Source organism: Pseudomonas agarici (assembly GCF_900109755.1).
Classification (GTDB): domain Bacteria; phylum Pseudomonadota; class Gammaproteobacteria; order Pseudomonadales; family Pseudomonadaceae; genus Aquipseudomonas; species Aquipseudomonas agarici.
The window spans coordinates 123,060-149,480 of the sequence record NZ_FOAR01000010.1 but is presented as its reverse complement, the minus strand read 5'-3'; the positions used below and the strand labels follow the sequence as shown (position 1 = coordinate 149,480).

Below are 26,421 nucleotides of genomic sequence, written 5' to 3'. Positions count from 1 at the left end.
AAAATCGTCACTGCCGCTGAGTAAATTTTGTGTAAGGTTGCGGGCGATGCTTCCTTACAGTCCTGCGATACCCGCGCCAGAGTTCGATGATCAACGAAAACAGGGGCGATGGCTAATCCCATCTATCCGAAAGTTCCCATCAGGAGATGAAACATGCAGATGAATCCCAACAAAGATACCCAACTGTGTATGTCATTGTCTGGGCGCCCCGGAAATTTTGGCCTGCGTTTCCACAATCATCTCTATGAACAACTGGGCTTGAACTTCTATTACAAGGCCTTCAGCAGTCAGGACCTGCCTGACGCAATCGCCGGGATCCGCGCCCTGGGAATTCGTGGTTGCGGGGTGTCGATGCCGTTCAAGGAAGCCAGTATCGCCTTGGTGGACGAATTGGACGCCTCGGCGGCGGCGATCCAGTCGATCAATACGATTGTCAACACGGCTGGTCATCTCAAAGCCTACAACACCGACTACATGGCAATTGCCCAGCTGCTGGCGACCCATGCGGTGCCCAGGGACATCACCTTTGCGCTGCGCGGCAGTGGCGGGATGGCGAAGGCCGTGGCGTCGGCCCTGCGTGACGGCGGCTATCGCAATGGCACCATCGTGGCGCGCAATGAAGTTGCCGGCAAGGCATTGGCGGCGATCTGTGGGTACGAATGGAAGGCCGAGTTGGGTACGTTGCGTGCGCAGATGCTGGTTAATGTAACGCCGGTGGGCATGGATGGCGGTCCGGAGGCCGGCCAGTTGGCATTCGAGGCGAGCGCGGTGGATGCCGCCGAGACGCTGTTCGATGTGGTGGCGATTCCTTCGCAAACACCGTTGATCGTCCGTGGTCGAGAGCAGGGCAAGCGGGTGATCACCGGGTTGGAAGTGATTGCCATCCAAGCCCTGGAGCAGTTTGTGTTGTACACCGGCATACGGCCCACGCAGGAGCAGTTCCAGAAGGCCGTGGCGTTTGCCCGAGCCTAGTGGCCTGTGTGGTGAGTTCTGTGAGCCCATTTCGGCGCCACAAGCCGCTGAATTCGCTCTGCGGCTGCAGATTTTGGTAGCTCGCAAGCAACGTGCGCCTGTTCAGGCGCACGTTGTCAACGGCTGGCTATCAGGCGATAGCATCCCAGGCACGGTCGCCATGCTCGTCCTTGATGCGGGTCGGCAGACCCATGGCATCCAGGGCTTTGAGAAACGGCTCGGCGGGCAGTTCCTCGACGTTGACCATGCGCTGCACGTCCCACTCGCCACGAGCGACCAGCAGAGCGGCGGCCACTGGCGGCACCCCCGCGGTGTAGGAGATACCCTGGCTATCGGTCTCGGCGTAGGCGTCCTCATGGTCGGCCACGTTGTAGATGAACAGTTCGCGTGGCTGGCCATTCTTGCTGCCTTTGACCAGGTCGCCGATGCAGGTTTTGCCGACATAACCCGGGGCCAGCGAGGCAGGGTCGGGCAGCACCGCCTTGACCACCTTCAGCGGTACGACTTCCAGGCCTTCGGCGGTCCGCACCGGTTTTTCGCAAAGCAGGCCGAGGTTCTTCAGCACCGTGAAGACGTTAATGTAGTGCTCACCGAAGCTCATCCAGAAACGCACGTTGGGCACCTGGAGGTTCTTCGACAGCGAGTGCACTTCATCGTGGCCGGTCAGGTACAGGTTCTGTGAACCTACCACCGGCAGGTCGTCGGTACGCTTGACTTCGAACATGTTGTTGCTGGTCCATTGGCTGTCTTGCCAACTCCACACCTGTCCGGTGAATTCGCGGAAATTGATCTCGGGATCGAAGTTGGTGGCGAAATATTTGCCATGGGAACCGGCGTTGACGTCGAGAATATCGATCGAGTCAATGCGGTCGAAATACTGTTGTTGCGCCAGTGCCGCATAGGCATTGACCACACCAGGGTCGAAGCCCACGCCCAAGATGGCGGTGATGTTCTTCTGTTGGCATTCTTCGAGCTGCTTCCACTCGTAGTTGCCGTACCAGGGCGGTGTTTCACAGACTTTGCCCGGTTCTTCGTGAATGGCGGTGTCGAGATAAGCCACGCCGGTATCGATGCAGGCACGCAGTACCGACATGTTGAGGAACGCGGAGCCGACATTGATCACGATTTGCGATTCGGTTTCGCGGATCAGTGCCTTGGTCGCTTCCACATCCAGTGCATTGAGCGTGAAGGCCTTGATGTCGGCGGGCTGTTTGAGGCTGCCTTTGGTCTTGACGCTATCGATGATGGCCTGGCATTTGGAGATGTTGCGCGACGCGATAGCAATACGACCGAGTTCGTCGTTGTGCTGCGCGCACTTGTGGGCCACCACCTTGGCGACACCTCCTGCACCAATGATAAGTACGTTCTTCTTCAATTTTTTCATTTCTCCTCAATCCGCCAGCTTACGAGAGGCTGGACAGGTAGTCTTCGTAACCGAACTCACGAACGACCTCGACAGTACCGTCGAGTTGTTTCACTACAATGGACGGCATCTTCAAGCCGTTGAACCAGTTTTTCTTGACCATGGTGTAGCCTGCCGCGTCGATGAACGACAGCCGATCGCCGATGGACAGCGGGCGGTCGAAGAGGTACTCGCCGAAGATGTCTCCGGCCAGGCAGGATTTGCCGCACACCATGTAAGTGTGTTCGCCGGCACTCGGTGCCATCTTGGCGTCCAGGCGATAGATCAGCAGGTCGAGCATATGGGCTTCGATGGAACTGTCTACCACTGCCAGGTGCTTGCCGTTGTAGAGGGTGTCGAGCACGCTGACTTCCAGTGAGGCACTTTGGGTGATCGCCGCTTCGCCCGGTTCCAGGTAGACCTGTACGCCGTACTTCTGCGAGAACGCCTTCAGGCGCGCGCAAAATGCGTCTAGCGCATAACCTTCGCCGGTGAAATGGATGCCGCCGCCGAGGCTAACCCACTCGACCTTGTGCAACAGGTGGCCGAAGCGTTCCTCGATGGTCGCCAGCATCTGATCGAACAGTCCGAAGTCGCCGTTCTCGCAGTTGTTGTGGAACATGAAACCGGAAATTTGCCCGATGACCTGCTCGATCTTCACCGGGTCCCATTCGCCCAGGCGGCTGAACGGTCGCGCCGGGTCGGCCAGCAGATAGTCGGAACTGCTGACTTGCGGATTGACCCGAAGGCCTCGGACCTTGCTCGTGGAGGCCTCTGCAAAGCGTTGCAGTTGGCCGATGGAATTGAAGATGATCTTGTCGCAGTTCTCGAGCATCTCGCCGATCTCGTCGTCGGCCCAGGCCACGCTGTAGGCGTGGGTCTCGCCGGCGAACTTCTGGCGGCCCAGCTTGAGCTCGTAGAGCGACGAGGAAGTCGTGCCATCCATGTATTGCTGCATCAGGTCGAACACCGACCAGGTGGCAAAACACTTGAGCGCTAGCAGTGCCTTGGCTCCGGACTGCTCGCGCACATAGGCAATCTTCTGCAGATTGACCAGCAGCTTCTGCTTGTCGATAAGGTAGTACGGCGTCTTGATCATTTCGAGGCCTCCGGCACTGGCCAAAAAAAGGACGCGCATTGTGCCTTTACTTGGCCCATATCGAAAGGTTGACGGGCGTATTTCCTACCGGTCGGTCGTTGCCGCCAGGCGAAGTGGGCACTATGGCGAGCGGGCTGGTCGGAACGCCATGGGCTTCACAGGTTCAGTACGAAATGTTTTCGGGAGATGACCAGGCAAGGCGAACGTAGACGAGCAAGTGCGGTGGGGCGGAGCCGAGGATCAGGCGTGGGTGAACAACATTGCGCTCAATGGCGAGCTCTCGATAGATGGGGCCAAGTCCTTTTGGCTGCAGCCATTGTGCTTGTCTGGCATGACGATGGGGTGACAGCAAGGCAATGATTTTGTGACCGTGCCTTATCGTTTCAAGGTGCTGACTCGACTCAGGCCACTAGCCGAGCGACAGGTATTACGCTGGGGAATACGCCCATGAAAATCCATGATTTCATTTACCCAGGCTAATCTCGTAACGTGGTATCACCCCCCAAGGAGCGTTTGCCATGAGTGCTAGCCGTCCGTGCCTGTACGTTGATAGTCGATTCAGCAGTCCCTATGCCTTGTCGGTATTTGTCGCACTGCGCGAAAAGGGCATCGAATTCGATCTGAGCCCACTGGACCTGGACGCCTTGGAGCAGCAAACCACGGGGTATGCCGGGCTGTCCCTGACGCAGCGCGTGCCGACCCTGGTGCAGGGTGATTTTGCCTTGTCCGAGTCCTCGGCGATCACCGAGTACCTGGAGGAGGTGTTCCCCCAGACAGCGGTTTACCCACGGGATACTCAGTTGCGGGCGCGAGCCCGGCAGATTCAGGCTTGGTTGCGCAGTGACCTGTTGGCGCTGCGCGAGGAACGCTCGACCCTGGTGGTGTTTTACGGCCAAGCCCAAGGTCCGTTGTCGACCGCCGCCAGGATCGCCGCGGACAAGCTGATCGGCACTGCCCAGGCGCTGTTGGCCGATGGTCGCGAGTCTCTGTTCGGCCAATGGTCAATCGTCGATGTCGACCTGGCGTTGATGCTCAATCGGCTGGCGCTCAATGGCGATCCCCTGCCACCGGCCCTGGTGGCCTATGCACAGCGCCACTGGCAGCGTCCGGCGGTACGGGAATGGGCGAGTCTGGAGCGTCCGGCGATCGGTTGATCTTCTATCAATATTATTGACCGGCAGGCGTTCCGACTGCTTCGCCGCCGCGCACGGGCGAGCGCCAGTCCACTGGAGAATCACCTCGAAAACTTCCTCGCCCCCGCCACACACAGAATCACCGCTACAGTCACCGCCAACATACCGAGGCTGACTTGCTCATGCAGCAGCGTGGCCGCCAGTGCCAGGCCGAAGAAGGGTTGCAGCAGTTGCAATTGGCCGACCGCGGCAATGCCGCCCTGGGCGAGGCCGCGATACCAGAAGACAAAGCCGATCAGCATGCTGAACAGCGAAACGTAGGTCAGGCTGGCCCATGCCGCCGGGCTGATGACCGAGAGCGACGGCGGGGCGCTCAGCCACGTCAACGGCATCGCCACCGGCAGCGACAGCACCAGCGCCCAGCAAATCACCTGCCAGCCGCCGAGTGTCCGCGAGAGCCTGGCGCCCTCGGCATAACCCAGGCCGCAGATCAGGATCGCCAGTAACATCAACAGATCGCCGACCGGCGAAGCGCTGAGCCCCTGGAACAGCGCATAACTCACCACCAGCAGGCTGCCCAAGACCGAGAACAACCAAAACACCGGTCGTGGCCGCTCGCCACCGCGCAACACGCCGAAGGCGGCGGTGGCCAAGGGCAACAGGCCGATGAAGACGATGGAATGGGCCGAGGTCACATACTGCAAAGCCAGGGCGGTCAGCAGAGGGAATCCGAGGACAACCCCCAAAGCGACGATTGCCAGCGCCGGCAACTGCTGGCGAGTGGGGCGCCGCTCCCTGAAGATCCACAGCATGCACAGCGCCACCAGCCCAGCGATGCTGGCCCGGGCAACCGTCAGGAACACCGGGCTGAACTCTAGCACCGCCAGTCGGGTGGCGGGCAGCGAGCCACTGAAGATAAGCACGCCGATAAAACCGTTGAGCCATCCGCTGGCAGGCTTGCTGGTTGGCGGATTTTGTAGATTCGCTAGCTGTTCCATTCAGGGTTTGCTCCTTACGGTTGGCCTGGGAGGAGGTGCGCCACCGCATCAGGGGTTGCACAACAGATATGCTAGGGCTGAGTATCATGACAATCAAAAAATTGTCATGGATACACTCGACATGCCGCGCTTACGCTATAAATCGCTGGTGGACAGCCTGGCGGCGGATATCCGCTCTGGCCGACTGTCGCCGGGTACCCGCCTGCCGACCCACCGCCAGTTGGCCGCGACCCACGGGCTGGCGCTGGTGACGGCCAGTCGGGTGTACGGCGAGCTTGAAGCCATGGGGCTGGTCAGTGGCGAGACGGGGCGGGGTACCTTTGTCAGGGAGACGTCGCTACCGCCAGGGCAAGGGATCGACCAGCCGGAAATCTCCAGGGGCGTGGCGGACCTCAACTTCAACTACCCGGCGCTGCGGGGCCAGTCGGAACTGCTGCGCACTGCCCTGCGTCAACTCGCGCTGTCCGGCGACCTGGAGTCGCTGTTGCGCTATCAGCCCCATGCCGGGTGCTCGCATGAGCGCGCCTCGGTGGCCCGACATCTGCGGGTGCGCGGGCTGACGGTGACAGCCGAGCAAGTGCTGTTGGTCAGTGGTGCCCAGCATGGGCTGGCGGTGACGATGATGGCGTTGCTGCAGCCCGGCGATGTGATTGCCGCCGATGCACTGACCTATTCCGGCTTCAAGGTTCTGGCCGAGGCCCTGCACCTGGAAATCCTGCCGATTCCGCTATTCGACCACGGGCCGGACCTGGAGGCACTGGATCGCCTCTGCCGAGGGCGACGCGTGCGTGCGCTGTACACCATGCCGACGCTGCACAATCCTCTAGGCTGGGTGCTGGACATCGGGCAGCGCGAGCAACTGGTGACAATCGCCCGCCAGTACGACCTGCTGGTGATCGAGGATGCCGCCTACGCTTTTCTGGTCGAGAATTCCCCGGCTCCCTTGATCGAGCTGGCACCGGAGCGGACGGTTTATGTCTCGGGGTTTTCCAAGAATATCGCTACCGGCTTGCGGGTAGGGTTTGTCGTCGCGCCGCCGGTCAGGGTGGCGGCATTGCAGCGAACGATTCGGGCAACCACCTGGAATACCCCTGGCGTGATGACCGCCCTTGCCTGCGCCTGGCTCGACGATGGCACGGTCATGCGCCTGGAGGCCGAAAAGCGCGAGGACGCCCACGCCCGGCAAACGCTGGCGGCGCTGGTGCTGGCCGGTTTGCCCTGCATCACCCATCCCGCCTCCTATTTTCTCTGGCTGCCGTTGCCCGAGGAGGCGAGGGCGGACCATATTACCCGCGAGTTGCTGGACAAGAACGTCTCGGTCTCGACCGCCGAGCCGTTTGCTATTTCAGCCCATGTTCCCCATGCGCTGCGCCTGGCTCTGGGGTCGGTGGAGATGGGCGCGTTGCGCGCGGCGCTGGAAAAGGTGAAATGGGTGATCGAAGCGTGTTCCTAGGTGGCTTTCGAGTGTTGAGTGCAACTGGTCCGAAAGATCAGAAAATGCCTGTGCGGCGCTGTGTCTCTGCTAGGCTTTTGCTTGGTGAGCAAAGCGGCCGCTCATCGCCGGGGAGGAACGTTCAAGGATATCAGCCTGAGTGCATGTCAACATTGCAGTTCACTGACTTCCACCATTCGTTCGGTTAATAGTGACCATCGAAAAACGCAAGTTCTGTTTTTTCGGACGAAAGGGGAAGATAGCGTCATACCGAACCTGCTTCTGAAGGAACCCGAGCGATGAGAATTTCCACCCTGCTGGCCTTTATCGCCATCCTCGGCACCGGTATGACCGCTACTTTTCCTGTTTATGCCGCCAGCGGTGGAGTTGCTGATCAGGTCTGTCATTTCCCGCCGGTGGCCGATAGCGGCGTCAACCTGAAACAGGCCCGCTCGGTGGGCGTGCTCTACAGCGAAAACACCGTCAACACGCTTCAATACCTTGAGCGTTACCATGGCGTTGCGCTGAACGGAGCGAAGAACGATGCGCTTGATTCGCGCATCAGCACGGCTTTTATCAACAGTTCCGATCCGAAGCTGGCAATCGAGTGGCTCACGGCTTCGTTGCAGAAACAATTCGCCTCGGTGACCGTCTACGACAACCTCGATGCGGTGGTCCAGGCCCGGCCCGATGTGGTGGTGATGCTCGACACCTATAGCCGTCTGGTCACCCAGCGCAACAACCAATTCGAGGCCCGCTTTGTCGCCAAGTTCTATGACTCGAATCTGCAATATATCGGCAAGGCCGAGGGCTCGACCGGCAAGGAGCTGCCGTCGATCTGGGTGCGTGGCAAGGCCGCTCCGGAGATTGCCGCACAGATCAACCAACAGCGTGAGCTGCAGGTCGATGCCCTGAAGCAGTTCGATGCTTCGCTGAGGGCGTTGGTGAGCTCCGGTGATGCCGATCAGGTTGCTACTAACTGAGTGGTTGCTATCGGCGCGCTAGCTTGTACTTGACGCAATCCTGGTAAAAACTGCGCCGAATAGCCTCGGGTTTCAGCCGCGATTGGCTGTCGTAGGTCTGTTCGGTGATACCCAGAGCCATCATGCGCATCCAGTCCTTGTTGAATTTATAGGTCTGGATCTTTTGCCGTGCGGCGTACCGCGAAACCCCCGACAATTTCAATTTCTGGGCTCTGGCTGCCGTGCCGGCGCCCCAGTTGCACATAAACCGGTCATTGGACCTCAGCTCCTTGCCATCAGCGCAAAGAGCTACACCCGCCAGGGAAAACGAGATCAGTGTGGCCCATACAGTGCGCATTTAACCCAACCTAACTACCTGAAAATAAAGTGATTCTGGCTGTTTCAAGACAGCCTGGGGGCCATCAGATTGCCTGCTATGCGCCCGGTACAACATGATTCGCCGACGCGGCCGAGGCGTTTCAGCCGTTTTTCGTCAACCTGAAGGCTCTGTCGGGCGTCACTTTGTGGGTGCTCGGCGGCTTTTGGTGCTCGTGCTGCCGGTGTTTTTTTTAAAAAGACTTGGTTATGAATAGAGTACTAATTAGAATCAGTCTCATTTAAGACATCCTTCGCGCAGGTCCTCGCCCCATGATTGAAGCAGCGACGCCAACGGAGCACACCTTACATGCCCTGTACCGCGATCACAGCGGCTGGTTGGAAAGCTGGTTGAGGCGGCGCATGGGCAATGCCTGGGATGCGGCTGACCTGAGTCAGGATACCTTCCTGCGAGTGTTCTCCAGTTCCCAGCAATTGGCAGACTTGCGCGAGCCACGGGCGTATCTGCTGACTGTCGGCAAGCGTCTGCTGAGCAATTTCTACACCCGGCGTAGCCTCGAACAGGCCTATCTGGAGGCGCTGGCACAGATGCCCGAAGCGTGCATGCCGTCGCCCGAGCAGCGCTGGTTGTTGCTGGAAACCCTGCAAGCTCTGGACGAACTGCTCGACGGTATGCCCTCGGTGGTACGCCGGGCCTTTCTCTGGAGCCAGCTCGAAGGATTGGGCTATCGCGACATCGCCGAGCGCCTGCAAGTGTCCGAACGCACGGTAAAGCGCTATATGGCCCAGGCCTATGAGCATTGCCTGCTGGTGGAGCTTTGATTCGTCCCGGTATTTCCTCCGAGACCCGTGAAGTGGCGCGGGCCGCGGCGCGGTGGCTGGCGCTGCTGGAGTCGGGTGCGGCCAATGATGAGGACCACCGTAAGTTGCAACACTGGCGCGAGAGCAGCAGCGCTCACGAATCCGCCTGGCAAAAGGCGCAGTTGCTGCGCGAGCGCTTTGGCGGCCTGCCCACGGCGTTGGCCATGGCCACCCTCGACCGTCCGGATCAGGGACGCCGTGTGTTCATGAAGCGTGCCCTGGGGGTTGCCGCGCTGGTGCCTGCTGCGTGGTTGCTGGGACAACAGTTACCGTTGGACGTCTGGCGCGCCGACTTGCAGACTGCCACGGGCGAGCGCAAACGGCTGCCGCTGACCGATGGCAGTACCCTGCAACTCAATACCGCCAGCGCCGTCAATGTCGATATGCTGGCCAGCCGGCTGGCTTTGGTTCGCGGTGAAATATCGCTGAAGATCCCCGGCAGCGCCGCTCTGACTATCCAGGCGCCTTATGGGCACATCATCGTCAGTCGCAGTGAGGTGTGTGTGCGACTCAATGCCAAGGATTGCCGAGTGTCGGTGGTCAGCGGCTCGGCGCGCTTGCAACCGTTGCAAGGGCCGGCGTTGCTGCTCAATGAAGGTCATGAAGTCAGTCTTCGTGCCTCGGGGGCCGGGTCGGTGGACACGTTCGACGGCAAACTGCCCGGTTGGCGCGAGGGTGTGCTGATGGCTCAGAACCAACCGCTGGGGGATTTCCTGCGTGAGCTGGGCCGCTATCGATCCGGCCTGCTGCGCTGGGCGCCGGCTCTTGAGGCATTGCGAGTCACCGGTAGCTTTCGCCTGGACAACACTGATCGGATTCTGTCCCTGCTGGCGGCAAGCCTGCCGCTGGACGTGCATTGGCGTAGCCGTTACTGGGTCACGCTGGTTCCCCGAAAAACCACCCCGGAAAAAAATACTGTGTGAAGCCTGTCCCTTTTTTTCACCTCACCTGTCATTCCAGGTAAGTGAACAAAATACGAGAGCTTTCCCTCCATGTCCGCACTATCGCCTTTCCGGTTGCGCCCGCTGTTGCGTTTTGGCCTTGTGTTGACCCTTAGTACCGGTGCGCTGCTTATCTTGCCCGCCTGGGCGGACAGCGGGACGCGTCGCAGCTATCAGGTTTCGGCCGGTGGACTTGGCGCGGCCTTGACCCGTTTTGCCGGTCTGGCCGGGGTCAATCTGTCGGTGGACCCGGCGCTGGTGAGTGGCCGCCAAAGTAGTGGCCTGTCTGGCGAGTACGAGGTACAGGAGGGGTTTGCACGGTTACTACAGGGTTCCGGCCTGCAACTGCAAGCTGTGGGCGATCAAGCCTATACCCTGGTACCCGCGCCGCAGGGGGGGAGCGTTGAGCTGCCTGTCACCTCGATCCTCGGTGCCGGCGATTCGACAGGCGGCCCAGCTTACGCTGGCGGCCAGATCGCGCGTCGTGGCTCGCAGGGCCTGCTGGGCTCACGGGACTTTATGGAAACGCCATTCAGCATAACCACCTACACCCACGAGGCGGTCAAGAACCTGCAGGCACGCACCCTCGGCGACCTGGTCGCCAGCGACCCTTCGGTGCGTGCCACCAACCCGGCGGGCGGACGCTACGAGCAGTTCACCATCCGCGGTTTCAGTCTGTTCAACAGCGACGTCTCCTACAATGGCCTCTACGGCGTCCTGCCAACCTATACGATCGACTTGGAAATGGCCGAGCGCGTGGACATCATCAAGGGACCGACCCAGCTCATTAACGGTATTTCGCCACGGGGCAGCGTCGGCGGCGGCATCAACGTGGTGCCCAAGCGCGCCACCGACACGCCCATCACCGAGTTCACCGGCAGTTATGCCTCCGACAGTCAGACCGGCGGTGCCGTGGACATCGGGCGTCGGTTTGGTGACGAGAACAAGTTCGGCATCCGTTTCAACGGGGTCAAGCAGTCCGGTGACACCACCTGGGATCACCAGAATGTCGATCGGCAAATGGCCGTGCTGGGCCTGGATTTTCGCGGTGAACGCCTGCGCCTGTCGACGGATGTCGGCCACACCGAGCGCGATACCGATGCCCCGCAGGAGCGGGTGCAAATCGGCCCCAATGCCAAGGTGCCGAACCCCAACGACGTGCGTGATAACTATGCGCAGTCCTGGAGTTGGGCGCATACCAAGGACACCTTCGGTACGCTCAACGGCGAATACGATCTCAGCGACTCGGTCATGCTGTACGGCGGTGTAGGGGTGCGCAAGAGCAACCATGACTTCCTGCGTCATGCCGTCTCGATCATCGACAACGCCGGTAACTTCAGCGTCCAGCCGCGTGATTTCACCCGTGACGAAAACGTGCGGACCGCCACGGCGGGTATGCGTAGCTGGTTCCACACAGGTTCCGTCAGCCATGAAGTCAACCTGGCCGCCAGCGACTTCTACATGGACTTCACCAACGGCGGCGCTCGTTATGCTCCAGCCAACAGCAACTTGTTCGACCCGGTGCCGACGCCAACGCCCGGTACACCCACGCGGTTCGACAACAAGGTGTATACCGAGAACCGCTTCAGTGGCGTGGCGCTGTCCGATACCCTCGGCTTCTTCGATGATCGTCTGCTGTTGACGCTCGGCGCCCGCTGGCAACGAGTGAAGGTCGACGACTGGACCAACGGCACTAAGGGCAAAACCTCCTACGACGAAGAGAAGATCTCACCCTCGGGCGGCATCCTGTTCAAGGCCACCGATGAGTTGTCACTGTATGCCAACTACATGGAAGGCCTGAGCCAGGGCAAGATTGCGCCGTCGACCTCGGTCAACGAGGACGAGATTTTTCCGCCGTTCATCAGCCGGCAGGTCGAGGTTGGAGCCAAGTATGACCTGGGTTCCTTCGCCCTGACGGCTGCCGCTTTCCAGATCAAGCAGCCGGCCTACGAAACCAATGCCACATCGAAGGTCTTCGGCCCGAACGGCAAACGCCGGAACCGTGGCGTGGAGTTGAGCCTGTTCGGCGAGCCGCTCAAGGGTTTTCGCCTGCTTGGCGGGGTCATGTACATCGACAGTCACTTGAGCAACACCACCAACGGCACCTTCGACGGCAATCGGGCTCCGGCGACACCGGAGTACAACGTCAATCTGGGCGCCGAATGGGACGTGCCGCGCATCCAGGGCCTGACCCTGACCGGACGCGGCATCTATTCCAGTTCGCAATACCTGGATCAGGCCAACAGCAAGGAAATCGATAGCTGGGAGCGTTTCGACGTGGGTGCCCGCTACGCCTTCAAGGTCGACGACAAGGCCATTACCCTGCGCGCCAGTGTTGAGAACGTGATGGACAAGCGCTACTGGAGTTCGGCGGGTGCCTCGGATGACAGCGAACCCGGCTTGACCCTGGCGACCCCCAGGACCTACCTGCTTTCGGCGACGGTCGGCTTCTGAACCAGCCACCATGCGTCGGGGATCGTTGGCTTGAGATTCCCGATCGATGATTGCCTGGAGGTGGCCAGGGAAGAACAGTGACGGGTTATTACAACGGGGAGCGCTTCACAACTTTCGAGCTGGCTTATGACTTTATGACATAACTTTACAAGTTGCTTTCATATTGCAGGCGCATGAAATATTCGTGGCATCTGCATGGCCATTTATCGGGATTTAAAGCTTGCTTTTTTGTGCGTTTGTCCGTTTTGTAATGTGCCGAAAAAAATTAGTAAATTTAATAGGTTTCGAAATAACTTTAATCAACGGCTTGCACTTGTCTAACAATGATAATAGCGTGCATCTCGAACTTAAGGAGGATGAACAGATGTTGAGTAATGGCATGTTGCATTCTGAATCTGTGCAGGAAAGCAATGCAAACTATCTGGCCCGGCAAAGCAAGTTTGAATCCAATGTGCGCAGTTATCCGCGCAAGTTGCCGCTGGCGATTGCCAAGGCTCATGGCGTCTGGGTCACGGATGTCGAAGGCAATACCTACCTCGATTGCCTGGCGGGAGCTGGGACGCTGGCCCTGGGGCACAACCATGAGGCGATCATGGGCGCGCTCGACAGCTTTCTGTCGTCGGGGCTGCCGATGCATACCCTCGACCTGACCACGCCGGTCAAGGACGCTTTCAGCGAGACTCTGCTGGGCCTGTTGCCGGGGCAGGGGCGCGATTACTGTCTGCAGTTCTGTGGGCCATCCGGGGCGGATGCGGTGGAGGCGGCGTTGAAGTTAGCCAAGACCTTTACCGGGCGCCATAACATTATCAGTTTCTCCGGTGCCTATCACGGCATGACCCATGGTGCGCTGGCGCTGACCGGCAATACCGCGCCGAAAAACGCCATCGCCACGCTGATGCCGGGCGTGCAGTTTCTCCCGTATCCCCACGAATACCGCTGCCCGCTGGGCATCGGCGGCGAGGCCGGGACCGAGGCGTTGAGCTATTACTTCAGCCAGTTCATCGAGGACGTCGAAAGCGGCGTGTCCCTGCCAGCGGCGGTGATCGTCGAAGCCGTGCAGGGTGAGGGCGGGGTCAACAGCGCACCCGCCAGTTGGCTGCGTACATTACGCGAAGTGACTCACCAGCATGGCATCTTGCTGATCCTCGACGAAGTGCAGTCCGGCTTTGCCCGTACCGGCAAAATGTTCGCCTTCGAGCACGCCGGGATCGAGCCCGATATCATCGTCATGTCCAAGGCGGTCGGTGGTGGCCTGCCCCTGGCGGTACTGGGCATCAAGCGCGAGTTCGACGCCTGGGCACCGGGCAATCACGCAGGCACCTTCCGTGGCAATCAGATGGCCATGGCCACCGGCCTGGCCACATTGCAGGTGTTGCAGCAGCAGAACCTCGCAGCCCAAGCCGAGGTTCGGGGAGGGTGGCTCAAGGAACAACTGCAACGCTTGCAGCAGCGCTATCCGGCCATCGGGCAGGTACGCGGACGCGGTCTGATGCTGGGCATCGAGATGGTCGACGAGCGCCTGCCAGCCGACCGCCTGGGCAGTTTCCCGATGGCACCCGAGCTGGCCACGGCGATCCAGCAGCATTGCTTCAGACAAGGCCTGCTACTGGAGCGCGGTGGCCGAAACGGCAATGTGATTCGCTTGCTGGCGCCCTTGATCATTGACCAAGAACACTGCCGCCTGGTGATCCAACGGTTTGAAGCTGCGTTGTCTGCGGCGTTGTTGCAACTGCGTTCCTGAAGTTGCGATTGAGGGTCATGAATCTTGCGCGGATAGGGTTGTCAGCGGCCTGATAAGTGTTTGCTTAAATATATCGGCCGTCAATCTTGTGTGTTTGCACGATAAAATTTTCTGTTGGCTTTTTATTTGTCGGGTTGTCGAACGATCAGTCATGGTCTCGCGATTGTTTGCGCTGGTTTTTCATAGCCGATGCTCACTTGATATTTGTCGCGAAATCATCTCGTCCGTGACCTTGTGGCCACTGTGGAGCAATTATGAAAAATCCCGATCGCACTGTGCTAGCAACCATGATAAGCGAGTTGGCGAGCACCCGCGCTTTGCTCAATTGCCTGATCAAGGAGTTTGCGCTCCCTGAAGGCTGCGTGTGTTATGAATGGCCGACCCATATGCAAGGTATTGCCCCAGGTAGCTATCTGGACGGACTGGACTGGAAGGGGACTCCCCTGACCATCAGCCTGCCCAACCAGCAGCAGTTTTTTGTCATGGTGGACCGCCAGGATCGCCTGGGCAGCCAACGTTACCTGTCCGATGTGTATGCGCGCCAGGGCGATGGCAACTGGCGCTGCCCGGACTTTGCCGAGTTCGTCGAGCAGCTACTGGGCGCCTGTGAACATATGGCCGGTGCCAGCAACGACGAATTGCTCGACCAGGTCCTACAAAGCCAGCAACTGACGGCTGCCATCGTCGCCCACAACATGCAGCCCGGACTTCCAGCGCCCCTGAGCGGCTACCTCGCCAGCGAGCAGGGATTGTGGTTCGGCCACCCCAACCATCCGGCGCCCAAGGCCCGCCTGTGGCCCGCCCACCTGGCCCAGGAGACCTATGCCCCGGAGTTCCAGGCACAGACCGCGTTGCATCTGTTCGAGGTCCCGCGGGCCGGGCTGCGAGTGGCGGCCAACGGTTTGAGCGAGGAACAGGTACTGGCCGGTTTCGCCGATCAGGCACCGGCTCGACCGGGGCACGCGCTGCTCAGCATGCACCCGGTGCAGGCGCAACTGTTCCGCCAGGACCGGCGCGTACAGCGGCTGCTGGAGTTGGGCGAAATCGTCGATCGCGGCACCTGCGGCCCGCTGGCCAGTCCAACTGCATCGATGCGTACCTGGTACATCGAAGGCCACGATTATTTCATCAAGGGCTCGCTCAATGTGCGCATCACCAACTGCGTCAGGAAAAACGCCTGGTACGAACTGGAAAGTACGCTGATCATCGATCAACTGTTCCAGCGCCTGCAACAGACTCAGCCGCAGACTCTCGGTGGCCTGTCGATCGCGGCGGAGCCGGGCTCGCTGAGCTGGGCACCGCCACAGGCCGATGAAGCCGACGCCCACTGGTTTCGCGAGCAGACCGGGGCGATCCTGCGGGAGAACTTCTGTCGTCGGGTCGGTGCCGATTGCAGTGTCATGGCGGGGACCTTGTTCGCCCGCGATATCTATTCGCGCCCGCTGGTGCACGAATTCCTCCAGGACTTCAATGGCGAAGTGCTCGATGACGCCCGTTTGCTGGACTGGTTCGAGCAATACCAGCGACTGCTACTGCGGCCAGTCATGGCGCTGTTCTTCAACCACGGTGTAGTGATGGAGCCGCACTTGCAGAACGTGGTGCTGATCCATGACCAGGGCCAACCTCGGCAGTTGCTGTTGCGCGACTTCGAAGGGGTCAAGCTGACCGACGAACTGGGTATGGACAGTATCGATGTCGGCTTGCATCCACGGGTTCGCCAATCGTTACTTTATACCCGCGAGCAGGGCTGGAACCGAATCACCTACTGCCTGCTGATCAACAACCTGTCCGAAGCCGTGTTGGCCCTGAGCTGGGAGCGTGCGCACCTGGCGCCGCTGATGTGGCGACGGGTCGAGCGACAATTGCGCGACATTCGTGAGGAGCTGGTGCGCCCGGCGCCGGAGCTCGATGCGCTGATCGCCGGCCAACCGATTGCCTGCAAGACCAATCTCAAGGTGCGGCTGGCGGCCAAGGCGGATCGCCAGGCCGGCTACGTCACCTTGCGTTCGCCTTGGGCCGAGGAGGTGGCTCATGGTTGATTTGCCCGCTACCGTGCTCGCGGCAATCGGCCAAGCCCGAGCCTTGAGCAGCGATCCGCTGGCGGCCTTCGTCCACGACCTGGATGCGCTGCGCGAGCATGTCGGCGATGTCATGGCGGCTTTGCCGGCTGGGGTCGAGCTGTACTACGCGATCAAGGCCAACAGCGAGGCGCCACTACTCGCGGCACTGGCACCGCTGGTACACGGTTTCGAAATTTCCTCGGGGGGCGAGATCGACCGGGTTACGACCTGCCCGACTCGCAAGCCCTATGTCTTCTCCGGCCCCGGCAAGCTGGACTCCGACCTGCGGGCCGCACTGGCGCAGCAGGTCGAAGCCATTCATCTGGAAAGCCTCAATGAAATTGGCCGTCTGCAACGACTGGCCCATGAGGCAGGGCGCCTGCAACCGGTGTTTATCCGCGTCAACCCGCAGTTGCCGTCGACCCTGTCGAGCAAGTTGGCCATGGCCGGAACCGCCACGCCGTTCGGCATTGACGAGTCGGAACTGGCCCGTGCGGTGCAAGCGGTCGATAACGCCAGCCATCTGAGCCTCAAAGGCTTCCATGTGCATGCCATGTCCCATCAGTTGTCGGTGGAGCGTCACGAGCAATTGCTGGATTTCTATCTGCAACGCTGGCAGCAGTGGAAGGCGCTGTCGGCCTACCCTGAGCAACTGAGTCATTTCAATGTCGGTGGCGGGATCGGTGTCGACTACCTCAGCGGGCGGCGGTTCGACTGGCAACGCTTGTGCCGTTATCTGGAGCGACGCTTGGCCCAACAGCCTGATGCGCCGGTATTGCGCTTCGAGCCGGGACGTTTTATCAGTGCCTTCTGCGGCTATTACGTGATCGAGGTGCTGGATATCAAGACCAGCCATGGCGAGCATTTCCTGGTCTGCCGTGGCGGCACGCACCAGTTCCGCCTGCCCGCCGCGCAGAGTCACGATCACCCGGTGATTCACTTGCCGCAAACGCCGTCGAGCGCCTTGTCGACGGAGCAGTTGTGCACCGTGGTCGGCCAGTTGTGCACGCCCAAGGATGTCCTCAGTCGTCGCCAGCCGTTCAGGGGCGTCGCGGTCGGTGATCTGTTGGTGCTGCCGCTGGCCGGCGCATACGGTTACAACATCTCCCACGCCGATTTCCTCTGCCACCCCAGGCCGCCCCAGCATTTCGTGGACAACGGCCAATTGCTGCGGGGAACCGGCCAGTGGGTGTGAGGCGTGAGGTGCCACGGCGTTGGGTGGTGATCAACGTGTTGCTGGGGACGCTGACGGTGAGCCTCAGCAACAGCTCGCTCAACCCGGCGTTGCCTACGTTTATGAATGTCTTCGGCATCGGTCCGTTGTGGGCCACCTGGATCGTGGCCGGATTCATGACCAGCATGGGCATGACCATGCCGCTGACCAGCTTTCTCAGTCAGCGACTGGGACGCAAACGCTTGTACTTGTGGGGGGTCGCCCTGTTTATTGGCGCCTCGCTGCTCGGCGCGCTGGCCGACTCGATTGCCCTGGTGATCGCTGCGCGGGTGGTGCAGGGCATTGCCAGCGGACTGATGATCCCCTTGTCACTGGCGATTATCTTTGCGGTCTATGCCAAGCCGGAGCGTGGTCGTGTGACCGGACTGTGGAGCGCGGCGGTGATGCTCGCCCCTGCGCTCGGACCCTTGTGCGGCAGCCTGTTGCTGGAGTGGTTCAGCTGGCGTTCGTTGTTCCTGATGAACGTACCGATCGGCTTGCTGGCGCTGGTCCTGGGCGTTGTGGTGCTGCCGGATTCGGAGCCAGGCGAGCGCCAGCCGTTCGACCTGGTCGGCTATCTGCTGATCGCCTCGGGCATCGGCCTGTTGATGATCTCCATCAGCCGCCTGCGCCATGCCGCGACGGTCTTCGATCCCCTCAACCTGGGACTGTTGCTGGTCGGCGTGGGGTGCCTGGTGGCGTTCGTCCGGGTAGAGCTGAGCCGTCAGGCGCCCTTGCTCAACCTACGAATCTTCGCCCTGCGCGGCTATCGGTTGAGCGTGATCATTGCCGTGGTGCAGTCGGTTGGCATGTTCGAGTGCCTGGTGCTGTTGCCGCTGCTGGTGCAAGTCGTGCTCGGCTACAGCGCCATCTGGACCGGCCTGGCGTTGCTGTGTACGGCGGCGTTCGCCAGCCTCTTCGGCCAGTGGGGCGGCAGGGTGCTGGATCGTCATGGCCCACGCACGGTGGTGGCGCTCGGGCTGCTGCTGACCGGTGCCTCGACCCTGGCCTTGGGCATGCTCAAGGCCGATGCGGCCATCGCCGTGGTGTTCGTATTGATGATGGTTCGCGGGGCTGGGTTAGGACTGTCGTATATGCCGGTGACCACCGCCGGGCTCAATGCCCTGCCCGAACCGATGGTCACTCAGGGCGCGGCGATGAACAACATCTCCCGGCGTCTGCTGGCGTCCCTGGCGATTGTCATCGCCTCGCTCTGGCTGGAGTGGCGCATGGGTTCGGGAGGGCAGGCGGTCACAGGCTCTGCCATCAGCGAGGTGTTTGTTGCCACCGGCCTGCTGATCCTGCTGGCACTGCCTTGTGCCTGGCGTTTCCCCCTTCATGACGAGACGGTCGAGCCCCCATCGGTCGCCGTCGAACACTGATAATTTCTCTTTCGACAAGGTATGGACATGACGACTTTCGAACCGGCACCACCTCATGTGACAACCTCCGCCACCGGAGCGTGGCTGGCCACGGTTGATGCCCGCTGCAGCGAAAACGTGCAGCGGCGAGTGGTGGGACAATTGCTGCAGACCCTGTTGTATGAAGCGGTGTTGCCTTACCAGCAGCAGCCCCTGGGCGATGGCCGGCATCGCTTCAGTGTGACTGGCCGCGATGCCCGACAGGCGCCGGTCGAGTACCGCTGCACCGGCCTGCTTAGCGCCAGTTTCGAGGTGATCCGCCTCGATCATGCCAGTCTGGAACGTCTGGACAGCCACGGTGAGCGCAGCACGCCGACCTTGCACCAGGCCCTGACGGAGTGGCTCGGCGAGTTTCGGGACAGCCCGCACCTGACGCGGTTCATCCAGGAACTGGAGCAGACCCAGCTCAAGGATCTACAGGCCCGCAGCCAGGGCTACCAGGCCGACCGACCGGCCCATGAGTTGGACGTGGATGCCCTGGAGCAGCACTTCATGGACGCCCACAGCTACCATCCGTGCTACAAGTCGCGTATTGGTTTTTCCCTGGTAGACAATGTCCGCTACGGGCCGGAGTTCGCCACGCCCATCGCGGTGGTGTGGCTGGCGGTGGCCCGCTCGCGGGCAGCGGTCAATCATTCGCGCACCCTCGACTTCCAGGCCTTTATCCGCCAGGAACTCGGCGTTGCGCGCTGGGACCTGGTGACCCGGACCCTGGCCAGTCAGGGACGCAGCATCGACGATTATCAACTGATGCCGGTGCATCCCTGGCAGTGGGATAACACCATCGTCTCGGCCTTCTACCCGGAGCTACTCAGCGGCGAACTGATCCACCTGGGCACCTCGGACGATCTCTACAAGGCCCAGCAGTCGATCCGCACACTGGCCAATGCCAGCGCCAAGGAGCGACCTTACGTCAAGCTGGCGATGAGCATGACCAACACCTCCAGCACGCGGATCCTGGCCCGACACACAGTGATGAACGGGCCGATCATCACTGACTGGCTGCAACACCTGATTGCCAGCGACAGCACCGCCCGCGAGCTGGATTTTGTGATTCTCGGCGAAATCGCTGGCGTCAGCTTCGACTACGACCACCTACCCGAGTCCCGTGGACCGCAGACTTACGGTATCCTCGGCGCGATCTGGCGCGAGAGCCTGCATCAATACCTCGAGGCCGACGAACAGGCCGTACCGTTCAATGGGCTGAGTCATGTGGAAAACCGCTATGGTGAAGGCCAGCAGTCACCGTTTATCGGCGCCTGGGTCCGCCGGTACGGCCTGCAGGCCTGGACGCGTCAACTGCTGGAGGTCACGGTGCCGCCGATCATTCATATGCTCTACGCCGAAGGTATCGGCATGGAGTCCCATGGTCAGAATATCGTGCTGATCGTCAAGCAGGGTTGGCCACAGCGCATTGCCTTGAAGGACTTCCACGACGGCGTGCGTTACTCGCCGGCGCACCTGGCGCGCCCCGAGCTGTGCCCGACCCTGGTGCCGCTGCCGGCCAGCCACGCCCGGCTCAATCGCAACTCGTTCATAGTCACCGACGATGTCAATGCGGTGCGCGATTTCTCCTGCGACTGTTTCTTTTTCATCTGCCTGACGGAGATGGCGATCTTCCTGCGCCAGCAGTATCAACTGGACGAAGCGCTGTTCTGGCAGATGACCGCCGAGGTGATCCTGGCCTACCAGGACGCCCATCCCCAGCATCGGGAACGCTTCGACCTGTTCGATGTGTTTGCCCCGAGCTACGAGGTCGAGGAACTGACCAAACGCCGCCTGCTGGGTGATGGCGAGCGCCGCTTCAGGTCCGTCCCCAACCCGTTGCATGCCTACGGGCCGCGACCATGCTGAGAACTAACCAGCTCAAGCAAAAACTCGCTACGGGTCAGGTGGTGCATGGGTTGATCAGCTCGATTCCGTCGCCGGCGGCCATCGAACTGATCGCCGAGGCCGGTTTCGATTTCGTGATCATCGACATGGAACATGTGCTGATCAATCCGGAAACCGTCGAGCACATGATTCGCACGGCGGAAACCTACGACCTGACGCCGTTGGTGCGGGTTGCCGATCTCGACCCGAAAACCCTGTTGCGCCTGCTCGACGGCGGGGCACAGGGCATCGTGCTGCCGATGATCGAATGCCCCGTGCAACTGGCCGAGGCTATCGCGGCGTGCAAGTACCATCCGCTGGGGCGGCGCAGCCTCAATGCCGGTCGTCCCGGCTCGTTCGGCAAGCACAGCCTGGCGCAATACGTCAGTGCCGCCAATGAACAGATCCTGTTGGTGGCGATGATCGAAAGTGGCGAGGGCGTGCGGCGTGCCGCAGAGATTGCCGCGGTGCCGGGACTGGACATGGTCCTCGAAGGCGCGGCCGATTTGTCGCAGTCGTTGGGCATGCCCTGGCAGATCGACCAGCCCGTGGTGCAGCAGGCATTGCTCGATACCTGGCAGGCCGCCCAGGCCGCGGGGGTGCCGTACTGCGCGATTCCACGGCAACCCGGCGACGCGGCCCGCTGGCGCGCGCGCGGGGTCAGCGCCTTTGTTCTGGGCGACGAACGCGGCATTGCCTTTCGTGCCTTGCAGGCGCGCCTGACCACTGTTTCTTCAGAAGGAAAATAACTCGATGAACTTCACCGCACTCGCCGCCGATATCGTGATGCAGGACTTGGTCGATTGCCTGCTGGCGGAAGACTTCTTTGGCAACCAGCCGCTGAACCTGCTGGACACCGCCCACTGGCAACTGACCCATCCGCAAGCGCCGCTGCTCAATGCCGCAAGTCCCGAACAGCGTATCTGGGAGTGGTGCTGCGATGCCTCGGAGCAGCGCTTTATCAGCATTGCCTTGCGGCCCGGCATTACCCAGCAATGGGAGAAGGTTCCCGGTACGCCGGTGCTGGCCCGCCAGGACGAAGCCTGGACCCATCTGTCGCCCGAGGACTTCATGAGCCAGGTGTTCGCTGGCATGGCGCCTCGTTTCCACGGCAATGAAAAGGGCCTGGCGCTGTTCCTCGATATGTTGCGTACCAGTGTCTGGCAGACAGCTCTGTCGCTGGATCACAACGTCGACGACCGGGGGCTTATGGCACAGGACGGCGCGACGTTCTTCAGGACCATGGAGCAATGGGCGTCGCTACGCGACCGCCCGTATCACCCGTTGGCAAAGGCCAAGCAGGGGCTTGATGAAGACGAGTACCGCCGCTATCAGGCCGAGTTCGCCCAGCCGGTGGTGTTGAACTGGGTGGCGGTGGCCAAGCACTTGCTGCAATGCGGCGAGGGCGTCGGGGATATCGAGCAGTCCACGCCCGCGCGCTATCTGTTGCCGGAGCCGTTGCAGGCGCAACTGGAGCAGGAATTGCGGGCGCAGGGGATCGACACCAGCCACGTTGCCCTGCCGGTTCATCCCTGGCAGTTCGAGCATGTACTGGAGGCCCAGTTGGGCGCGGCGTTTGCCAACGGCGACTGCCGACGGTTGGCATTCCGGGCGGCGACGGTGTTCGCCACCTCGTCGTTGCGCTCCATGACCTCGTGTTTCCCGAGTGCCGACTATCTCAAGTTGCCCATGGCGATCTATTCCCTCGGCGCCTCCCGTTACTTGCCGGCGGTGAAGATGATCAACGGCGGTCTGAGCGAGCGCCTGTTGCGTCAGGCATTGGACAAGGACACCACCCTGGCGCGCACCCTGCACCTGTGCGACGAGACCAGGTGGTGGGCGTTCATGCCGCCCGACGCGACGCTGTTCGATGAAGCGCCACGGCACCTGTCGGCCATGGTGCGCGGCTATCCGGCGGCGTTGCTCGACGACCCCGATTGCCGCCTGTTGCCGATGGCCGCGCTGGGGACTGCGTTGCCCGGTAGCAACCGACACTTCTTCGACGAGTGGATGGACTATCGCCAGTTGCCACGCAACCAGGCGTCGGTGCTGAACCTGTTTCGCGAGCTGAGCCACAGCTTCTTCGATATCAACCTGCGGATGCTGCGTATCGGCATGCTCGGCGAGGTGCACGGGCAGAACGCGGTCTTGGTATGGAAGGCCGGTCGGGCTCAGGGTCTGTTGCTGCGCGACCATGATTCGCTGCGCATCTTCGTGCCGTGGCTGGCGCGCAACGGCATGGCCGATCCGGTCTACCGGATCAAGCAGGGCCATGCCAACACGCTCTACCATGAACGCCCGGAAGACCTGCTGTTCTGGTTGCAAACCCTGGGTATCCAGGTCAACGTGCGTGCGATCATGGACACCCTGGCGCAGGTCTACGCGGTGCCGGTGACGGCGCTTTGGACCGTCCTGCGCGATGTTCTCGAAGCACTGCTCGACACCATCGATTTCGACGACGAGGCTCGGGCCATGATCCGCCGCCAGTTGTTCGAAGTACCGCGCTGGCCGCAGAAACTGCTGCTGACGCCGATGATCGAGCGGGCGGGCGGGCCGGGCAGCATGCCGTTCGGCAAGGGGGAAGTGGTCAACCCGTTCCATAGGTTGCACCGTGAAGCCTGAGCCGTCCCTGCATCCTTCCCGGCGCACGCTGTTGCGCCTGTCCCTGGGTCTGCTGGCCTTGCCTGCCATGGCCCAGGCGGGCGAGCGGCGGGTGGTCACACTGTTTCAGGGCGCGACCGACAGCGCCGTGGCGCTGGGGTTGACGCCGGTGGGCGTGGTGGATTCGCCGACCGAAAAGCCGACGTTCCGCTACCTGCGCACGGCGTTGACGGCGGTGTCCCATGTCGGGCTGGAAACCCAGCCGAGCCTGGAGGACATCGTGCTGCTCAAGCCGGATGTGATTGTCGCTTCGCGCTTTCGCCACCAGCGTATCGCGCCGCTGCTCGAACAGATCGGTACGTTGGTGCTGCTTGAAGAGGTTTTCGAATTCAAGCGCACCCTGGCGCTGATGGGCGCGGCCCTGAACCGTCAGCAACAGGCTATGAGCCTGTTGGGGCAATGGCAACAGCGTGTGCTGCGACTGCGCGAGCAGTTGCAGGTGAAATTTTCCGGGCGCTGGCCGCTCAGCGTGTCGGTGCTGGATGTGCGCGAAGACCATGTGCGCAGTTACCTGCCAGGTAGTTTCGCCGGCTCCGTGTTGACGGAGCTGGGTTTCGCCTGGAGCCCGGTCGCCCGCCAGGCCCAGGGCACCTATATCAAACTCACCAGCAAAGAGAGCCTGCCCGTGGTCGATGCCGACCTGTTTTTTGTGTTCCAGCGCGCCGACAGTCCCGCCGTGCAACGCAACTACGAACGATTGGTGCATTACCCGTTCTGGCGCCAGATGCGTGCGGCCCGACAAGAGCAAGTCTGGCGGGTCGATGCTATCGCCTGGAGTTTTTCGGGAGGAATCCTGGGGGCCAACCTGATGCTCGATGACATTGCCCGCGTGGTGGCGTCTTCATGAGTCATACCTCGAAACTGCTACTGGGGCTGTTGGTCATGGTGTTATCCGGGGTCTTGAGCCTGGCGGCGGGAGCCACCTGGATCGAGCCGTCGCAGTTGCTCGCGGGACTGATGCAAGCGGACACGTTGAGCGCCGGCCAGCAACTGATCGTCACCACCCGACTGACGCGTACCCTCATGGCCGTCGCCGTGGGCGCCAGCCTGGCGGTGGCGGGGGCCCTGATGCAGGCCCTGACGCGCAACCCGCTGGCGTCGCCGGGATTGTTCGGGGTGAACGCCGGGGCCACCTTTGCGATCATCCTGGGTTCGTCGCTGCTTGCCCTGTCGTCGATGCATCAATGGCTGTGGTGTGCCTTTATCGGAGCGGCCCTGGCGGGAGCGCTGGTCTGGCTGATCGGCAATCGCGGGCAGGGCAGCCTCAATCCACTGCGCATCGTGTTGGCGGGCGCGGCGATTACCGCACTGTTTTCCGCCTTCAGCCAGGCGTTGCTGGTGGTCAACGAGGAGGGGCTGGACACGGTGTTGTTCTGGCTGGCGGGGTCGCTTTCCGAGCGCGACTTGGCGATGGCCGCGCCGCTGCTGATCGGGGTGTCATGCGCCTTGTTCGGTGCGTGGTTGTTGGCCGGGCAAGTCAATGTACTGAATGCCGGCGAAACGATCGCCACGGGCCTGGGGCAGCGTACCGGGTTGATCCGCTGGCTGATGAGCGTACTGATCATCGGTCTGGCGGGTAGCGCGGTGGCACTGGCGGGCAGCATCGGCTTTATCGGGTTGCTGGTCCCGCATATGGTGCGCAAGGGCCTGTCCATCGACCATCGCTGGCTGCTGCCGGGCTGCGCGGTGCTGGGGGCAACGTTACTGTTGCTGGCCGATACCCTGGCACGGGTGGTGATCCTGCCGCAGGAGGTGCCGGTGGGAGTGATGACCGCGCTGTTCGGCGCGCCGTTCTTCATTGCCCTGGCTCGTCGAGGTGCGCGATATGGATAAGTACTTGACGTTACGCCGTGGGGGTTTTTCCCGCCAGTTCAACCTTTCCACCCTGGCACGCCTGGCCTTGGCGCTGCTGCTGACCCTGCTGGTCATGCTGATGGCGCTGGCGGTGGGCAAGATCAACCTGTCGCCGCAGACGGTGTTGCGTGTGCTGGCCGGATCGGAGGAGGCTGGCTTGACCTTTATCGTCGAGCAATTGCGCATGCCGCGTCTGGTGCTGGCGGCGCTGGTGGGCGCGGCGCTAGCGGTGTCCGGGCTGATCCTGCAAAGCATCATTCGCAACCCGCTGGCCTCGCCCGACCTGCTGGGTATCACCAGCGGCGCCAGCGCGGCGGCGGTACTCTATCTGTCGTTCTTCTCCATGGCCCTGGGCTCGCGGTTCCTGCCGCTGGCCGCCATGGCCGGGGCCGGGCTCGCGGCCTTGGCAATTTATTTGCTAGCCTGGAAGCAAGGCACTTCGCCGTTGCGTCTGGTGCTGATCGGCGTCGGCATCTCCGCGCTGCTGGCGGCGGTCACCACCTTCCTGTTGGTGTTCAGTCCGTTGACCACTACCTTGTCGGCCTATGTCTGGCTGACAGGCAGCGTTTACGGTGCCAGTTGGCCGGAGCCCCGGGCATTGGCGCTGTGGCTGCTGGCGATCCTGCCATTGCTGGTGTGGCTGGCCCGGCAAGTGCGGGTGCAGCAACTGGATGACGACCTGGCGCTGGGGATCGGTGTGCAGGTACAGTGGCTGCGCGCCGGCCTGTTGCTGGTCAGCGTCGTGCTGGCCGGTGCCGCCGTGGCCTGGGGCGGGGCGATTGCCTTTGTCGGGCTGATTGCGCCGCATATCGCCAAGCGCCTGGTAGCTCCCGGATTCGCCGGTCAGGCACTGATGGCTGCCTTGATCGGCGCCAACCTGGTGATGCTCGCCGACTTGGTCGGGCGCACGTTGTTCCTACCGCTGGACTTGCCCGCTGGGATATTTGTCGCGGTGCTGGGTACACCGTTTTTTCTGTATCTTTTGATCAATCAGCGGCACTAAGGAATT

The 26,421-nt window shown here is 61.5% G+C and carries 21 protein-coding genes; 17 read left to right on the top strand and 4 right to left on the bottom strand.

Annotated features, from left to right (window positions below; translation table 11 throughout):
* The first annotated feature begins 153 nt into the window (after positions 1-153).
* Positions 154-972, top strand: a complete 819-nt coding sequence (locus BMX68_RS11815; RefSeq protein ID WP_017131149.1) for a shikimate 5-dehydrogenase — start codon at positions 154-156, stop codon at positions 970-972.
* A 130-nt stretch (positions 973-1,102) separates the two neighbouring features.
* Here BMX68_RS11815 and BMX68_RS11810 read toward each other — a convergent pair whose 3' ends face one another.
* Complete coding sequence (locus BMX68_RS11810; protein ID WP_026013087.1) at positions 1,103-2,347, bottom strand: saccharopine dehydrogenase family protein; 1,245 nt, start codon at positions 2,345-2,347, stop codon at positions 1,103-1,105.
* A 28-nt stretch (positions 2,348-2,375) separates the two neighbouring features.
* Complete coding sequence (locus tag BMX68_RS11805; RefSeq protein WP_060783936.1) at positions 2,376-3,473, bottom strand: carboxynorspermidine decarboxylase; 1,098 nt, start codon at positions 3,471-3,473, stop codon at positions 2,376-2,378.
* Between the two features lie 518 nt (positions 3,474-3,991).
* Here BMX68_RS11805 and yfcF point away from each other — a divergent pair.
* Complete coding sequence (yfcF, locus tag BMX68_RS11800; protein ID WP_017131151.1) at positions 3,992-4,627, top strand: glutathione transferase; 636 nt, start codon at positions 3,992-3,994, stop codon at positions 4,625-4,627.
* Between the two features lie 80 nt (positions 4,628-4,707).
* On the opposite strand, the gene BMX68_RS11795 is transcribed toward yfcF, so the two are convergent.
* Entirely contained in the window at positions 4,708-5,604 is an 897-nt protein-coding gene (locus BMX68_RS11795) for a DMT family transporter (RefSeq protein ID WP_017131152.1), read from the bottom strand.
* 121 nt (positions 5,605-5,725) lie between these two features.
* Here BMX68_RS11795 and BMX68_RS11790 point away from each other — a divergent pair, with 121 nt between their 5' ends.
* Both BMX68_RS11790 and BMX68_RS11785 read left to right on the top strand, forming a co-directional pair.
* Complete coding sequence (locus BMX68_RS11790; RefSeq protein WP_017131153.1) at positions 5,726-7,057, top strand: aminotransferase-like domain-containing protein; 1,332 nt, start codon at positions 5,726-5,728, stop codon at positions 7,055-7,057.
* Between the two features lie 278 nt (positions 7,058-7,335).
* Entirely contained in the window at positions 7,336-8,019 is a 684-nt protein-coding gene (locus tag BMX68_RS11785) for a hypothetical protein (protein WP_017131154.1), read from the top strand.
* A 7-nt stretch (positions 8,020-8,026) separates the two neighbouring features.
* Here BMX68_RS11785 and BMX68_RS11780 read toward each other — a convergent pair whose 3' ends face one another.
* The gene (locus tag BMX68_RS11780; RefSeq protein WP_026013088.1) at positions 8,027-8,356 is read right to left on the bottom strand and encodes a hypothetical protein; all 330 of its coding nucleotides are present in this window, start codon (positions 8,354-8,356) and stop codon (positions 8,027-8,029) included.
* A gap of 290 nt (positions 8,357-8,646) precedes the next feature.
* Here BMX68_RS11780 and BMX68_RS11775 point away from each other — a divergent pair, with 290 nt between their 5' ends.
* The 13 genes from BMX68_RS11775 (at position 8,647) to BMX68_RS11715 (ending at position 26,415) form a co-directional block, all read left to right on the top strand.
* Complete coding sequence (locus tag BMX68_RS11775) at positions 8,647-9,156, top strand: sigma-70 family RNA polymerase sigma factor (RefSeq protein ID WP_026013089.1); 510 nt, start codon at positions 8,647-8,649, stop codon at positions 9,154-9,156.
* The gene (locus tag BMX68_RS11770; RefSeq protein ID WP_017131157.1) at positions 9,153-10,118 is read left to right on the top strand and encodes a FecR domain-containing protein; all 966 of its coding nucleotides are present in this window, start codon (positions 9,153-9,155) and stop codon (positions 10,116-10,118) included. Before BMX68_RS11775 ends, BMX68_RS11770 begins: the two co-directional genes overlap by 4 nt.
* 69 nt (positions 10,119-10,187) lie before the next feature.
* A complete protein-coding gene (locus tag BMX68_RS11765; RefSeq protein ID WP_017131158.1) occupies positions 10,188-12,590 on the top strand; it encodes a TonB-dependent receptor in 2,403 nt (800 codons plus the stop codon).
* Positions 12,591-12,954: 364 nt separating this feature from the next.
* On the top strand, positions 12,955-14,331 hold the full coding sequence (locus BMX68_RS11760; protein ID WP_017131159.1) for a diaminobutyrate--2-oxoglutarate transaminase: 1,377 nt from the start codon (positions 12,955-12,957) through the stop codon (positions 14,329-14,331).
* A gap of 254 nt (positions 14,332-14,585) precedes the next feature.
* The gene (locus tag BMX68_RS11755) at positions 14,586-16,370 is read left to right on the top strand and encodes an IucA/IucC family protein (RefSeq protein WP_017131160.1); all 1,785 of its coding nucleotides are present in this window, start codon (positions 14,586-14,588) and stop codon (positions 16,368-16,370) included.
* Positions 16,363-17,586: a type III PLP-dependent enzyme gene (locus BMX68_RS11750; protein ID WP_017131161.1), complete on the top strand. Its 1,224-nt coding sequence runs from the start codon at positions 16,363-16,365 to the stop codon at positions 17,584-17,586. Before BMX68_RS11755 ends, BMX68_RS11750 begins: the two co-directional genes overlap by 8 nt.
* Entirely contained in the window at positions 17,583-18,986 is a 1,404-nt protein-coding gene (locus BMX68_RS11745; RefSeq protein WP_086009296.1) for a DHA2 family efflux MFS transporter permease subunit, read from the top strand. The genes BMX68_RS11750 and BMX68_RS11745 overlap by 4 nt, the downstream gene beginning before the upstream one ends.
* Before the next feature lie 27 nt (positions 18,987-19,013).
* Positions 19,014-20,879, top strand: a complete 1,866-nt coding sequence (locus BMX68_RS11740) for an IucA/IucC family protein (RefSeq protein ID WP_017131163.1) — start codon at positions 19,014-19,016, stop codon at positions 20,877-20,879.
* Entirely contained in the window at positions 20,873-21,646 is a 774-nt protein-coding gene (locus BMX68_RS11735) for an HpcH/HpaI aldolase family protein (protein WP_017131164.1), read from the top strand. The genes BMX68_RS11740 and BMX68_RS11735 overlap by 7 nt, the downstream gene beginning before the upstream one ends.
* Before the next feature lie 4 nt (positions 21,647-21,650).
* A complete protein-coding gene (locus tag BMX68_RS11730) occupies positions 21,651-23,519 on the top strand; it encodes an IucA/IucC family protein (protein ID WP_017131165.1) in 1,869 nt (622 codons plus the stop codon).
* A complete protein-coding gene (locus BMX68_RS11725) occupies positions 23,509-24,405 on the top strand; it encodes an ABC transporter substrate-binding protein (RefSeq protein WP_017131166.1) in 897 nt (298 codons plus the stop codon). The genes BMX68_RS11730 and BMX68_RS11725 overlap by 11 nt, the downstream gene beginning before the upstream one ends.
* Positions 24,402-25,391 carry a FecCD family ABC transporter permease gene (locus BMX68_RS11720; RefSeq protein ID WP_017131167.1) on the top strand — a complete coding sequence of 330 codons (990 nt, stop codon included), beginning with the start codon at positions 24,402-24,404 and terminating at the stop codon, positions 25,389-25,391. Before BMX68_RS11725 ends, BMX68_RS11720 begins: the two co-directional genes overlap by 4 nt.
* The gene (locus BMX68_RS11715; RefSeq protein ID WP_017131168.1) at positions 25,384-26,415 is read left to right on the top strand and encodes a FecCD family ABC transporter permease; all 1,032 of its coding nucleotides are present in this window, start codon (positions 25,384-25,386) and stop codon (positions 26,413-26,415) included. The genes BMX68_RS11720 and BMX68_RS11715 overlap by 8 nt, the downstream gene beginning before the upstream one ends.
* Positions 26,416-26,421 lie beyond the last annotated feature (6 nt).